The organism is Pectobacterium artocarpous (assembly GCF_046159765.1).
GTDB lineage: Bacteria > Pseudomonadota > Gammaproteobacteria > Enterobacterales > Enterobacteriaceae > Pectobacterium.
The window spans coordinates 1-14,060 of the sequence record NZ_JBJXVK010000044.1 but is presented as its reverse complement, the minus strand read 5'-3'; the positions used below and the strand labels follow the sequence as shown (position 1 = coordinate 14,060).

14 protein-coding genes and 1 pseudogene are annotated in these 14,060 nt (G+C 46.2%); 7 read left to right on the top strand and 8 right to left on the bottom strand.

Annotation, left to right across the window (positions count from 1 at the left end; translation table 11 throughout):
- Nucleotides 1-39: 39 nt before the first annotated feature.
- From ACKQAD_RS19955 to sid, 3 genes are all read right to left on the bottom strand, one after another.
- Nucleotides 40-1,779 carry a DEAD/DEAH box helicase gene (locus ACKQAD_RS19955; RefSeq protein WP_409161710.1) on the bottom strand — a complete coding sequence of 580 codons (1,740 nt, stop codon included), beginning with the start codon at nt 1,777-1,779 and terminating at the stop codon, nt 40-42.
- A gap of 445 nt (nt 1,780-2,224) precedes the next feature.
- Entirely contained in the window at nt 2,225-2,473 is a 249-nt protein-coding gene (locus tag ACKQAD_RS19950; RefSeq protein ID WP_409161708.1) for an ogr/Delta-like zinc finger family protein, read from the bottom strand.
- Nucleotides 2,470-3,231, bottom strand: coding sequence for a capsid size-determining scaffold Sid (gene sid, locus ACKQAD_RS19945; RefSeq protein ID WP_409161707.1), 762 nt, complete (start codon nt 3,229-3,231; stop codon nt 2,470-2,472). The genes ACKQAD_RS19950 and sid overlap by 4 nt, the downstream gene beginning before the upstream one ends.
- 546 nt (nt 3,232-3,777) lie before the next feature.
- Here sid and ACKQAD_RS19940 point away from each other — a divergent pair.
- The 6 genes and pseudogenes from ACKQAD_RS19940 to ACKQAD_RS19915 all read left to right on the top strand — a co-directional run bounded on the left by ACKQAD_RS19940 (nt 3,778) and on the right by ACKQAD_RS19915 (nt 7,356).
- Entirely contained in the window at nt 3,778-4,038 is a 261-nt protein-coding gene (locus ACKQAD_RS19940; RefSeq protein WP_039351571.1) for a helix-turn-helix transcriptional regulator, read from the top strand.
- Nucleotides 4,035-4,259: a hypothetical protein gene (locus ACKQAD_RS19935; protein ID WP_015841426.1), complete on the top strand. Its 225-nt coding sequence runs from the start codon at nt 4,035-4,037 to the stop codon at nt 4,257-4,259. Before ACKQAD_RS19940 ends, ACKQAD_RS19935 begins: the two co-directional genes overlap by 4 nt.
- A gap of 8 nt (nt 4,260-4,267) precedes the next feature.
- A pseudogene (locus tag ACKQAD_RS19930) lies at nt 4,268-4,567 on the top strand (ash family protein); the annotation flags it as partial.
- A gap of 47 nt (nt 4,568-4,614) precedes the next feature.
- A complete protein-coding gene (locus tag ACKQAD_RS19925; RefSeq protein ID WP_409161709.1) occupies nt 4,615-4,812 on the top strand; it encodes a host cell division inhibitor Icd-like protein in 198 nt (65 codons plus the stop codon).
- Nucleotides 4,760-5,047: a hypothetical protein gene (locus ACKQAD_RS19920; RefSeq protein WP_409161711.1), complete on the top strand. Its 288-nt coding sequence runs from the start codon at nt 4,760-4,762 to the stop codon at nt 5,045-5,047. The genes ACKQAD_RS19925 and ACKQAD_RS19920 overlap by 53 nt, the downstream gene beginning before the upstream one ends.
- Complete coding sequence (locus tag ACKQAD_RS19915; RefSeq protein ID WP_409161706.1) at nt 5,029-7,356, top strand: phage/plasmid primase, P4 family; 2,328 nt, start codon at nt 5,029-5,031, stop codon at nt 7,354-7,356. Before ACKQAD_RS19920 ends, ACKQAD_RS19915 begins: the two co-directional genes overlap by 19 nt.
- A 130-nt stretch (nt 7,357-7,486) precedes the next feature.
- Here ACKQAD_RS19915 and ACKQAD_RS19910 read toward each other — a convergent pair whose 3' ends face one another.
- From ACKQAD_RS19910 to ACKQAD_RS19890, 5 genes are all read right to left on the bottom strand, one after another.
- The gene (locus ACKQAD_RS19910) at nt 7,487-8,209 is read right to left on the bottom strand and encodes a hypothetical protein (protein ID WP_409161705.1); all 723 of its coding nucleotides are present in this window, start codon (nt 8,207-8,209) and stop codon (nt 7,487-7,489) included.
- 13 nt (nt 8,210-8,222) lie between these two features.
- Nucleotides 8,223-10,379 (bottom strand): phage tail tape measure protein, encoded by a 2,157-nt coding sequence (locus ACKQAD_RS19905; protein WP_409161704.1) that lies wholly within the window; start codon nt 10,377-10,379, stop codon nt 8,223-8,225.
- A gap of 466 nt (nt 10,380-10,845) precedes the next feature.
- On the bottom strand, nt 10,846-11,187 hold the full coding sequence (locus ACKQAD_RS19900) for a hypothetical protein (RefSeq protein WP_409161703.1): 342 nt from the start codon (nt 11,185-11,187) through the stop codon (nt 10,846-10,848).
- Nucleotides 11,188-11,302: 115 nt separating this feature from the next.
- Complete coding sequence (locus ACKQAD_RS19895) at nt 11,303-12,208, bottom strand: Mu-like prophage major head subunit gpT family protein (protein WP_409161702.1); 906 nt, start codon at nt 12,206-12,208, stop codon at nt 11,303-11,305.
- 253 nt (nt 12,209-12,461) lie between these two features.
- Nucleotides 12,462-12,641, bottom strand: a complete 180-nt coding sequence (locus tag ACKQAD_RS19890; protein WP_336713483.1) for a YlcI/YnfO family protein — start codon at nt 12,639-12,641, stop codon at nt 12,462-12,464.
- Nucleotides 12,642-12,769: 128 nt separating this feature from the next.
- On the opposite strand from ACKQAD_RS19890, the gene ACKQAD_RS19885 reads away from it, so the two are divergent.
- A complete protein-coding gene (locus ACKQAD_RS19885) occupies nt 12,770-13,090 on the top strand; it encodes a hypothetical protein (protein WP_409161701.1) in 321 nt (106 codons plus the stop codon).
- Nucleotides 13,091-14,060 lie beyond the last annotated feature (970 nt).

Sequence of the window (14,060 nt, the reverse complement as noted above, 5' to 3'; positions counted from 1 at the left end):
CTGAGCGACCACCTTTAATCGGATGGCAATTACACAGAATTATTTACAGGGTCTTTTAAAATAATCTAGGCAAGATTCTTTTATAATCCCAATTTCCCCACGGGCTGAAAAATCATCGTACTGAGAGTTTGTGATATTTTTTCTTTCGGCTGATTTAATCCCAAGTTTTTTATTTATTTCTTTATCAACTTTAGCTTTAACCCACACAAAGTTCTTTCTTAATGGATTGAAATCCCTATTATACATCCCCAGTTTTAATTCTAAAAGTATATCCGTCGCTATACTTTTTGATGTTTCGTTTAACCTTGACTGCGCTGCTTTTTTCTTATTTATTGGTTTTACCCTTTTTTTATGTGTGGTAAATAAATTTATTGACTCAGTATCAACTCCAATCCTAGTTAACAACTCTCTAGCTTCACTTTCATTTAAACTTGCAATTTGTTTTTCAAGCTTACCAACCTTAGAAAGGTCTACATAATCCTCATTAAACTCTAAGAGGCTATCTCCGTTTTCTGAAATCAATACATCTATTGAATTTCTTTCTTGTGTTTCGACAAAAGAAGATTCCCCTCCTGTGCTTCCGTTGTCATTTCCCGACAAGAGCTTCTCTAAAGTATCTTTATCATCTGCATCAAATAATTTAAATTCTTTAAATCTCGATATCTGATTCAAACCAAGATGGGAGACTACCCAGCAATTTTTTGTACTTCCATTTTCTCTTATGACTCTACCTAGAAATTGAATATATGGATTCAAAGAAGAAAAAGGTCTAAAAATTGCTGCAACACCCAATGGTTTATGGTCGAATCCCTCACCAAGCATACCAATATTTACTATCACGTCAATTTTACCCTGTTTTAATTTTCTAAGGGTGACATCATTATTTTTCTCTTCGGTGCTTACCAAACCGACTTTCAGTCCTAAACGTTCAAAGGCAGGTTTAACAAACTCTCTGGCATGACGTTTAGATATTGCAGCGGCAATAATTTGATGGGTATCATTTGGATTAGCTTTTCTCAAATCCAAAAGTTTTTCGAAAGATTTACTTGCTATACTATCGCAACAATCTTGAGACAATGCTATTCCTCGTCGAAACCACGCCTCTTCTTTTAATTCAAGAATATCCTCCAAAGTATATTCTTTACCGTCTTTATCATTGAAAATACCTGTCAATGAGATCGATTCAGGTGCTATATCACAAACCTTTATATTCCTGATATAACCTTTTTTTATTGCATCTGAAAAGTGATAAGTATAAATAATTCTACCATCTAAAGGTTTTCCATCAGAACGAAATGGCGTTGCAGTAAGACTTAGTATTTTTGCTTGTGGGAAAAAGCTTATCACTTCTTGATAGGTTCTTGCTTTCTGATGATGAGCTTCATCGATAATAATTAAGTCGACCTGTTCTTCTTTTCCTTTGAACCATTTCCCCACATCATTTAACTGCTGATAGTTAGCAATAATTATTTGATGTTCATCTATATCATTTTTACTTACACTATCATTTAACCTTAAAGGATAAGCCTCACTTTTTTCATAAAACTCACTAGAGAATAAATTTAATTTTTTATATACATTCCCATTTGGATTTTCGAATATATCAATATCTTGTTCAATTTGATCTACTAGCGTCAAGTTTGGTGTCAAGATGAGAACTTTTCCCTTAGCGACCTCATATGGTGATATGGCAATTACTGCTGATTTACCTGTTCCAGTTGGCAACTGTATTAAAATGTGATTTTCGGCATTTGATAGTTCAGCGAAGTAGCCTTTAATAGCTAAATAGGCCTCCTTCTAACAATCTCTCAGTTTTTTCAAATTAGGCTTGAAATTAAAGTAATTACTCATAGAAACATCCTTCTTTAAATATTTTAAGAACCAACCTGCTAAAAGCTAGCTTATGTTAATCAACAGATAGAGTGTCAATGCAATCATATTTTCGATCAAGCACATCATTAAAAAATCCCCCGCGCGCAATGCTATCCCCGCCACGCCTGCCCGCTTTGTGTAGCGCTTTTCATGCAGTTGCATGGAAGCGTTCAGGCCGTGCCAGCACTGGCGCTGTAGGGCAGTTTCGGGGGTAAGTATTGCATGCAATTCCATGCACCGTATGCATGCACGGTCAAAAAATCGCTAGCCAGAGAAAAAAGCGCGCAAAAAAGCCCGCGCAATGGCGGGCGACTTCCTGATGCTCACGGTAATGAAATTATAATCTGGCTAATTAATTCCGCAGGGCTGAGGCCGAGTAATGCTTATATTTTTTCTGCATGACCGGTGATAACGGAATACCCGGCACCGGTAAATCTTTTCGGTTCGATGGCTGAATAATTTCCTCTATCGATTCCAGTGTGCGGAAAGTTGCTGAGCATTCAATATTTCGGCACTGGTGATAACGCTGCTTGACGTTCTCCGATAACGATCGGCTCGTGCGTGCATGGGCAGCGTGGCCGCAGAACGGGCAGTGCATCATGCTTTTTGGCTCCGTGTTTTTAATGCTTCCTCTTTTTCTTTTAATTCACGGAAAAATTTCATTCGTCTTGCTGGGCTTGCTACGGGTTCAAAATCAGAATGTGGCAATGAGGGGACGTTAAGCCCCAGTGATGACAACACCGGCTCATTACTCATATCAAAACGGTAGTTATTCGTTTTCGCCTTGAGCTTTTCAGTAACCAAATCCATGACTACTTTCTCAGGCTTCTGATAGGCGATCCCTTGTTTATATTCAGAGGTGGTGATATCCAGCATATGCTGCTTTAACTTGATCGCCCGGATCAGGGTTGTGCTGATGTTACTTAACGCCTGATTAAATTCCCGTTCTGCATAGTCTCGCAGGGCGCTGGCGTGAGCATCACAACAATCTTTTGCTGAAGCGTAGCACTTCGCTTTCTGTCTAAGCTGCTCTATTTCCAATTGCGCCAGTAGCCCATCATATTCTTGTGCCAGTTCACGTTGTGCCAGACGCTGTAACTGCTGATTTTTCAGTTCTTCCGTCATTTCGCCACGTGCGGCAAGAAAACGCGCACGCCAGTCGGTATCGGAAAGCTGATTTTCCGCTTCCGTGTTGGCTTTCTGTTCTTTGGCACGTGCAATCGCGGTATCAATGTTATCCAGCTCACCCGCGTTAACGGTGTGTGCTTCCCGCATTCTCAGGTAATAGTCAGTCGCTCTTTTCAGCGTATCCGGCAGGGGATTAACTGATTTCGTGTCTGGTGTCGTTGTCTGGCTCATGGTCATTTCTCTGTATGGGGTGGGTGTCTGATGGCTATTGTGCAATTCACCACACAACTCCCGCTATCTGAGCCGGTTGTGCCACTTCCCACACAAAACAATCTCTACAGCAGGCCGTTTCCCAATTGAGAGCTAACTCTTTTATAAAACTATTCACTACTCTTCACCTGATAAAAAAGAATAGATAAATCAATAAATAAAGGGGTGAATAGTTGATGAATAACTCTTCACCGAGTGTTCACACTGTTCACTCGGTTTTTTGAGCCTTTTTTCTGGCGAGCATGTTTTTTGAATGTTTTTTTAGATTGATTTACATGAATCAATCACTTAGTGAAATTGATTCGTAAGTAAGATGTGAGCATTACCAAACATAACTAAACATTACTATCAACCTGAGGAGGTGGTTGAATTTTAACCGTGTTGTGCCAGATGTAGCACAACTTCCCCTTGTTGCGGTCTCCGAAAATATTCACATAATAGCGAGCTACCAGAGAAATCCAGCGCCATCCGGCCAGAGCCGGGCGGACATTAACGAGGTAGCGCCACATGTTGTCAGCCACACCCCCAACGCCCATTCCTGCTATGCCCCCGATGTCACCGCATCCGGTCAGAGAGCGCTTAATGCGCCTTCCGGAAGTGCTGCACGTCACCGGCATTTCCCGTTCGACGCTGTACGAACTGAGTAGCCGCAAGGCTTTTCCCGCCCGTGTGTCGCTGGGTGGGAAGAACGTCGCGTGGGTTGAGTCCGAAATTCATCACTGGGTGGCCGAGCGTATCGCCGCCCGTCAACAGGAGAACCACGCATGATCACCTTCACTATCGCCGGGCAGTCAGTCACACTCGATGAACGGGAAGCCCTCAGCCTGTGCGATCAACTGCTGCCAGCCATCCGTAATCCGGCCACTATTGCCGCCCGTGAACAGCGTTTCGGCGCATTGCTGCTGAGCATTGCACCGACGCCCGCCGCCTCTGATTCACCCCGGCGTTACTGTGCATCCCGTGCCGGTGATGCGCTGACCAATTGCTGAGGCTGTTCATGACTGCGCAATTTATCCGTTTCCCCGGCTTGCCTGCCGGGGCTTTTTGGCGTTATAGTTTTGTCGCTGCCGCAAAATCGGTAGCCGGGATTGGCGTCCCGGAAATAACAAAGGCGACACCACACGCGCCATGCGTGTTTTTTTATGTCGATGTCTTAGTACACCTATATGTTGTGCAGCGGATCCTTTCCCGCTTTAGCATCAGAACAATGGTGGCTCAGGCAGGGGCTTCTTCGGAAGCGCCGGTTTCCTTTGTTACCGGTTACGCCAACCCTGTCTGGGCTACCACCCTTGAAATTGGCGTTTCCGGTGGTAGCTGTAATCAGCTAACAAAGGAATATGTCTCATGGCTACGACCCCCACCCCGTCACACCCGCAATTTACCTTTCTGTTTCTGGCCGTGCGCCGCGCTGAATTACGCGCCTTGCCGCACCGTGAAGCCGTTATCGCCCCGGATGAAATCAGCGCCCGCCGTTTACTGGCACGTGACTATGTACTGGCTTTTGCTGGCCGTCTGCCGCTGCGGAGTACACGCCATGTTTGATGATACGCCCCTGACCCCGGAAGAGCTGACCGACCAGTGCCGCGCCTTAACCCATGCCGTGATTGAGTTGGATAACCCGATGGCAAAAGAGGTGCTGTTGTTTGTGCTGGCTGAACGGCTGGAAGTGCTCTCGGCCACGCTGGACACACCCGACGAGCTCGGCGACCTGAGCGATGTTGACTACACCGACCACCACACTGCATTAAGGGGCAACGCATGGCACACCTTACCGTGACACAGACTGTGAAACGCGCCAGCGGGCACTGGCCGCAACTGCTCCCGGCTGTGGGTATTCGTATTGATGCCACCGGGCAGCATACCGCCTGCCCGATGTGCGAGGGCAAAGACCGTTTTCGCTTCGATAACAAAGATGGGCGCGGCACATGGTTCTGTAACCAGTGCGGCGCGGGGGATGGCCTCAATCTGGTGGAAAAAGCCCTGAACCTGACGCCGACAGAAGCCGCTGTGAAAGTGAGCGCATGGCTGGGCGACCTGCCGGACAGCCCGGCAGCGGCAATGCCTGACGATGTAGACAGCGAGGCCGCCCGGCAACGGGCGGCGGTTCAGGCACAGGCCAAACTGAACGAGGCGGTGACACAATCCGGCAACACCTATCTGATCGCCAAAGGCTGGCCGGACATGGCTGTGCCCACCCTACAGGGTAAGCCGCTGCGCGTGGGCGGTATTGCCTATCAGCCCGGTGACGTACTGGTGCCGCTGACCACACCGGACGGTGAGGTGGTGAATCTCCAGCTTATCAACGCGCAGGGCGACAAACGCACGTTAAAAGGCGGACAGGTGAAAGGAGCCTTTCACTGTTTCAGCGGTAAACAGGCCAGCGTTATCTGGCTGGCCGAGGGCTACGCCACTGGCTTAACGCTGCATCAGTTAACCGGTGATGCGGTGTATGTCGCGCTCAGCGCCAACAACCTGCCGTCCCTTGCCCGTGAGCTGAAAACCCGCCACCCGGCGGTCACGCTGCTGATAGCCGCCGACCGGGACGAGAACGGCACCGGCCAGACCAAAGCCGAACAGGCCGCCGTTGCTGTCAATGGCCGGGTCGCGCTGCCGCCGGTGTTTGGTGACTGGAATGATGTGTATCGTGCTGAGGGTGCCGACGCCACCCGGCAGCATCTGAATACCTTTACCCAACCGGAAAAAGCCAGCCCGTTTGCGTCGCTGGGTGAGGCCGAATTCAAGGCCATGAGCGCCAGCGAGAAAGCGGAGAAGATACGTGAACACTACCGCGACACGCTGGCAATTGACGCCTTCGGGGAAACGTTCTTCCAGTACCAGAACGGCGCGTGGAAAGTCCTTCCCCATCGCCTGTTAAGCCGGGATATCGCCGCACTGTTTCAGAAGATACAGGCACCCTTTACCGCAGCGGGTATAGACAGTGTGATAAACACGCTGAAACTGATTGTTCCGATGCAGGAAGCCTCCCAGCGTCGGTTAATCGGCTTTCGTAACGGCGTGTTTGATACCGCAAACGGGGAATTTAAACCCCATCGCCGGGAGCACTGGTTGCATACCGTGAATGACGTGGATTACACCCCGTTTAAGGCCGGGGAAAACCTTGCCGACAACGCGCCGCACTTCTGGCGCTGGCTGACCCGTGCCGCCGGGAACCACGCTGATAAACAAGAGCGCATTCTGGCCGCGCTGTTTATGGTGCTGGCGAACTGCTACGACTGGCAACTGTTCCTTGAAGTCACCGGCCCCGGTGGCAGCGGGAAAAGTATTCTGGCGGAAATCGCCACCATGCTGGCCGGGGAGGACAACACCACGGCGGCGACCATCAACACCATTGAATCGTCCCGTGAGCGCTCGTCGATTATCGGCTTCTCACTCATCGTACTGCCTGACCAAGAGAAATGGAGCGGTGACGGTGCCGGTATCAAGGCCATTACCGGCGGCGATGCGGTGATGGTTGATCCGAAATACCGTGACGCCTATTCCACTCGGATACCGGCGGTGATTCTGGCCGTCAATAACTCGCCGATGCGCTTTAGTGACCGCAGCGGCGGCGTGTCCCGTCGCCGGGTGATTATCCACTTCGGTGAAACCATCCCGGCCAGCGAACGCGACCCCAAGCTGAAAGAGAAAATCCGCGCTGAACTGGCGGTGATAGTGCGTCACCTGATGAAACGTTTTGAAGAGCCAAACGACGCCCGGACGCTGTTACAGGCACAGCAACACTCCGCTGAGGCGCTGGAAATCAAACGACAGGCCGACCCGCTGGTTGATTTTTGCGGCTACCTGCTGGCACACAACGACACCACCGGGCTGTATATGGGCAACGCCAACATCACGCCCCGCAACCCGCGTAAATACCTGTATCACGCCTATCTGTCTTTTATGGAGTCGCACGGCCACCAGAAACCGATCAGCCTGACGGCCTTTGGTAAGGTGCTGCCTAACATGATGTCGGAATACGGGCAGACGTACCTCAAGGGCAGAACCAATCAGGGTATACAGACCAATCTTGAGCTGAAAGACGAATCCGACGCCGACTGGCTGCCCAAATGCGAGATAGCGAGGTAGACACCAGAAACGACAAAACCGGCTCCGTGTAGCGCGGTAACTTCTTTTGCATAGATTGGCAAATCATTTTGCATAGAGCACCATATTGATAATGATGCTCTTTTTACACTGTGCAAAATTAACCGCTAGATTAATTCTTTCGTGTCGTTGTCTGGCTTGACTCCCGCTCGTTTCTAAGTAATTGCCATCCGTAGCGGTCTGAGAAGCCGTATTTAGGCGGAAGCACAGCCATACATGAAAGGGCTGACGCGCCGGTCTGACGCATTGCAGCAAACTCGTTAAGAAACTCACGATTACGGACTTCCCGCAAAAGTCTATCACAACGGGGAAGGTACAGAATTTCACCGGAAAAATATTGCTGGAGTTTCTTTATTTCCTCATCTGTAAGGATTGTCCGTAAAGCATTTGCTCGTGCGCCGCCAAGGAATTTAATGCCCTTCCCGATTGGAAAGGTCGTTCCCCCAAAGGTTTTAAATAACTTCATCGCTTGATTAATGCCAATCAGGTTGACTATATCGACACAAACATCAGGTAACTTACCCAAAATTTCCGGGTCATATTTTTCTTGTGTTTCCTTAGCCTGAGTTGTTGCGCTTAAAGGGCGTGATAATTTTATTTTATCTAATTCATCAGGAGCAACGACACTAACAGCACTAGTCAAAACCAGCGATGTAGCACTGGTGATATCATCAATTGCGCTACGAATATATATTACTTCATCCTTGTTGAAATATTTGATGTCGCTACCTGTCAGCATAGTTAAATCATCAACTGCCGCGTTTATTTTTGCCGTAATATCTACAACCCTATTCAAAAATTCTTTTTTATTCTTATCATTACAAATACTGGACATGGCAATCGCCTTATTAATATGGAAGCATTGGGCCTCTGTTAGCTTGCGAGGAATTTACGTTATTTACAGCCTCAGCAAGCACTCGATCATCAAGCATGATTTGATTTTTGATAATGAGTGGCTGTTTATTTTCCGATGATGAGTCCGCAAGATAACCGATTTTGTTGTTACGTTGCAAATAGGCTGGCACGCCGAAATTAACGCCATCACGCTCCAGTTGTGGAGCAATATCAACACCGCCATCAGGCAGGGAGGGGGTGTTAATAGATGACTGGCGATTGTCTTTCCCAAAACGGCTTTTCAATACCCCCCATACAATATCAACAAAGCTATAGCCGGAAGTGCCATCCTGAATGGATTGAACTTTCTCCGGCATGGTTTTTTTCGCAAAATTCTCTCTCAGTTTATCTTGCATGTAACCAAGTGCTACGGAACCCGCTGTAATGGCAATCGCCGGAGTGGTTATTGACAACGCCCCTGCGAGCTTTCCGACTGTACCCACACCGCCGCCTGGAACTGAGGGGGCACCAATTCCTCCCTGTAAAAACCTGATACCAGCAAAAACGTATGCCGCCGCCGTCATGGCTTTTATCCCCTGGGTTGCGCCATCGACGGCGGCGGTCAAAGCCGGGTATTCCTTGGCGTAATCCGCGATAGTCGCGGCGGCATCACCCAGTTCTTTATTGAATTTAGTGAAAACATCACCATCAGCAAAAAATTTTTCATTAGCCAGTTGATTAAATTTAAAAAGGGGTTCGTCGGCCACGACCTGAAATGAGGAACCTACAGCACCGTTAGCTTTATTAGTTCCCGCCATCTGCTCTTTAATATAATCTTTCTTTAAAAATGCCGTGGTCAGTGCCATTTGCGCCTGAGCATCAGGAACTATTGAAGCAATAATAGTGGATACAAGAACATCCCGCGCCGCAAGAAGGTCTTTCTCTTTATTTGTTCCTTTATTTCTTCCGATGTCTGCGGTAAGTTTTTTGTAATCCTTATCGCCTAATATTATTGAATCAACGGCATTAAAAAATGATTCAAATGTGTTATTTCCTTTAGCCCTCTGAGAAACAAGAAAATCAGCGTATGACATTGGCTTGCCGCCGGATACTCTGAATTTTCTGTTTTTCATATTATTGATGGTATCGGCACTGGTGATTTTTAATAACAGTTGATTGTAATTATTGGCCGCTGTGTCATTATTTCCTGCTGTATCTGAATTGGCCTGTAGGTTGCCAAGAAGTAAATCAAGGTCTTTAAGTCCACCCATGCCTAATTTAGAATAGTTTGTCATTATGGTGGGAAGTTCTTTTGCCATATCTGACAATTCAAAGCCTCCCAGCTCACCAGAACGGGTTAATTTGTCAAAAAATAACGGAAGTTCTTCTTTTTTTATTTTAAAGTTATTCATGGCGGTTACAGCGAGCTGTGCAATTTCCTCTGGGTTGGAGCCGGTGGCGGTGGATGTATACATAACATCTCCCAGAACAGACATGGCAGTTTTATCATCCACACCGCCTTTAGACATTAATATGCTGAGCGCATTTGCGGCGGTATCGGCTGTACCGCCGCCTTTTCTGACGGAATCCTTTATTGCGCCGCTCAATTGTTTTTTTGCCGCTATCCGCTCTTCTGCGGGTAAATGGTTATAGGCTGTATTCGTGATACTGGCGAGGCGCTGACTATAGTTCATTTGCTCACGGACGGGCTGCGCAATGACAGCGCCTGCGGCGGTGAGTCCTCCTGCGACAGCAGCAACATTACCGCCAAGCACTCTGGCTTTACTTATCCGGGAAGTTGTCTCTGAGGTTCTGGTCAGTTCCCCCCTCAGTTGGGTAACTTTTTGTCGCATGGCATCAAAGGCCCTTGCCTGCTCATTGGCTGACAGAAGTCCGGTGCGGGTGAGGCGATTATAGGCCGCTGTAGTCTGCTGAATTTCCCTCTGGATCTGACGCTCCGAACGAATACCCAGAACCGATCGGGCTTCCGAAGAACGGCGATATTCATCCGCCAGGGCTTTTGATGCACGGATTCCTTTTTCACTTGAGCCTTGCTGTTCTTTCTCTAGCTTTTGGGCTTGTTTACCCGCTTCTTGCATCGCGGCACGAAGAACTTTTGAGCCACTATCCTTGGCGATTAGGTTTAATGTAAGCGCTAAATTTCGAGACATGAAATGACTCCTTTACAAGTATTCATCTGGTGCAAGAAGGTTGTAGGTGTGAATCTTGAAAAGTGACAAGGGCAACCAAAATAACCTTGCCATGCATCACCACATCAGCAACCACATTTAAACCCCGTTTAAATCGATCCAGATTCAAATAAAACAAAAGAAATGATCTACCCTACAAGCAAGGCAAAAGAACCCATTAGAACGGCATACAGGCACCGCCTTATATCTCAACTATTGCAGGGCTATTGAGGCGGTGCCGTGGACAGAAAACTAACGCATCATGCTTTATTTCTGTTTGCCGTTTTTTTCTGGCGTAGCGATTTGACTACTCGCGTGTCGCGGGGGGCGGCTTTCCCGGCCTTGTGTCCATTCAACCGAGCAAGGGCATCAGCATAGCCATCGAGTTCTGCACGGCTCATTCCGCCAATTTGAGCTTCACTAATACCGTGCCGCCCGAGAGCCAGAATTAGGGTTCGATAGCCGGAGAGTTGCTGTTCGAAAGCAGCCGCTTTTTTTTAATGGCTTCAATCTGCGCATCGATGAGATCGAAGTCATCGTCATTCATCCCGTTCAGCAGTAAGTCAGGGGTGATTTCCTCTTCAGGCAAATCACCAAGTGCGGTAATAACCTGAGCCATCACCGCGATACGGAAATACGTTGAAGCGACAGCGCCTTCTGTAGTACCGAATTTTTCATACGTCAGGCGTAGCGCTTCAATAGTGTCATTGACTACGGGAATACGTACCTGAAAGTCAGTGTGTACCTTATCACCAGCCTGAACGCCGTATAACAATGCGTGCTTTTCCATTTCACTTCTCCACAAGGTGCAGCGCGTTCATCGTTCGCGCTGCCTTTATTAGTAAGGTCGTGCTGGGCGAATGCCCGTTTAGCAGGGCATTAAGCCAGCCTGTATATAAGCGCTATCAGTCGAGGAACGGCGTTACAATTACTTCAACAAGCCCATAGTTAGGGTTGGGCTTCATGTTATCGAGAGTCTGAGCTTTTGCGATATTGAACGCTGCTTCACGGTTTTTCATGCCAACCAGCAGGATTGTCGGCTTGATGCGCAGTGGCCTGCCAGCGTCATTAATCTGAGAACTCATGCGTTCATACAGATCGCCAAAGTTATCCGCGTTTAGCTCTTTCTTGCTTGCAAAAGCCATCTGCCAGAACCCGTACCCCATATTTCCACGCCCGCGAACGCCGTAAAAATATTCGTCAGTCATAAAGGATAGTGATTCTTTCCCGTTAGTTATTTGCTGAATGTCGTAAGGAATACGTTCCTGCCAGATAAACGGATTAATTGGGCGGGTATTATCGAGTAATAACCACAACGATTTTTCATCAGAAGCGTTTGCGGGAACCTGTACGTTTGAAACGGTGGTTTCCTCAGTACCAATAGTAACAACATGCGTTGGCGAGAAAAAAGGCTGACCGTCATAACACTTCTTGTTAAATCCTTGCTTAATTAATTCAAAGAGCAATTCATCAGGGTGATGTGCAGCCGCATCCGCCATATCAGAAACCATACTTCCAACCATTCCGATATTATCATCTTCAATATCTTCACGTGAGATACTGATAGTTGATTCAAACTTTCGGTTCTCAATAGAAAAGCTATAAGCGGAAAGGCTTTTAATTACGCGCTCCCCCACCCATTCCCGCAAGCTGGGAAATGCCCCAAGAAACGGATAGACGTTTGATTTTGTTGTAGACGGTACTTTTGTTGAAATCTGAGGGTATAAAGGAGCGGATTTTTTAGCTCGCTGATTAAATACCACTTTAATATTGGTGTAGATAGCGCCAAGCGCTTTTTCATTGATAATCACTTATGAACTCCTTGGTTTAAAACTTATTGGGGTTTATAAAACAACTGAAGTATTTCATATTGAAAAATCGGCAACTATATGAAAGGGTTCAGTGGTATTGAGAATAAAAAAAGGCTACCAGACCGAAGCCTGATAGCCTTTTAACACCCGTTTTTTCATACAACCAAAGAGACAATCACAGAATGCCACACTGACGATAATGAAGTTAACTGAAGTACTTCAGTGGTTGGCTTGGCATCTAAGCGGGGTCGACTCATCCTTTAGGCTCTATTCCCCTTGCCTTTAATTCTTTTCGGATAATACGCTTCATCCAGCCAGCTAGTGATTCGTCGCCATCCTGCCTCTGAGCCTCTTCCATCGCCTCGCGCAAATCCGTATCGAGACGAAGTTGAAATGGCTGACTTCCTCTGCGCGTACTCTTTTGTATTGACATTGCATTGACACTCGTCTAATGTGTTCATGTGTCATTACATAATACACACAAAGTAATGTAAAGGCAACGCCCTGAAGTGCGACAACACAGCAGGGCGTCTAACCAATATCGTTAGTGGGGCTAACAACATGGCTACAGCAAAGTGTACAGAACTTCAGACCGGATTAACATCTGAACCGATAACTACTGTTATGGGGCTTTTAGACCGCAGCCTTCAAAATCTCCCAGTTGGCTGTGATAACGAAAATATCAGTTGCAATGCGTTGGCGTTAATTGATGGTATAGATGGCGGCTGTGCGATTATTTCCGAATGGATATCCATGCGTGCAGATGAATGTCGTGGACTAAACGTTAAAGAAACGCGCTGGGTTGCTGAGTACCTACAAGCGGCAAGAGAGATTAAAGAGGCTCTTTCTTATTTTGCTGATTCGATGAATGCTGATAGTTGACAAAAAAACGCAACACACCAAATAAAATTGCCATGATATTATATATTCATGGCAATTTTTTTAACGTCAGGTTACTTTTTTAACACCATCGTATAGGCAGTTATATAGGGACATATGCTCAATCTTTTCTTCCCTATACATATCTTCTACCTTTCATTTCATACCATCTTTAAAAGTTAACCAAGTAGCTAATGCTGCAAGCAGCTCCTAGCCATGACAATCCATACTTTAATTGCATTTTTATCTTGATTTATGCAACAAAACAAAATCAACTTATTTGCAGTTTTATATTGATTATAAAAGCATTTTTGTTTGATTTCGCAACATCAATGTAACCAGGCCCGCAATTAAAAATGAAGTTTGTGGGAGCGCTTAAACACTGGATATTTAAGAGCGAGAGAGCCAGCAACCTGAAAGTAATTTCAAGAAATCACTTTCGGATTTATTTGTGCCGATTAAAACCAAATAAATGGTTATTTTCATTTAAATACATACACTTAAGTAGAGCATAGGAACCCAAAAATGACTTACTTTAATTTGCAGGTTGTGAGCTAAGAACCTGAAAAAACTCGAACGATAAAGTAAATCACCCCGTTCGGGTTTATCATTCAACTTAAAAACGGAAATTATTAGTAAAATTCAGTTAAAACAACATGATAAAATCAATCCGAATGGGGAGGCCAAAGACCATTGTAGCGTCCAAGTTAGCACAATAGACTTGTATTATGATGAACGGATCTTTTATTCATCTGATGATGTTTTCTTTTATTCCTTTTGTTGCATTAATAAGTATTTCAAAAAACGATCATTTTCAACAAGTTAAGAAAAAAGGAACATGAAAACCAAAAGAAACTGAATTTCCTTTTTATAAAAATAGAATGGAACGATGAGCGATGAGACATGCACTATCATTTAACGGCTTTGTTGAATAAATCAGGTTTGGGGTAAACATCCTTGCAACGAGTTGTTG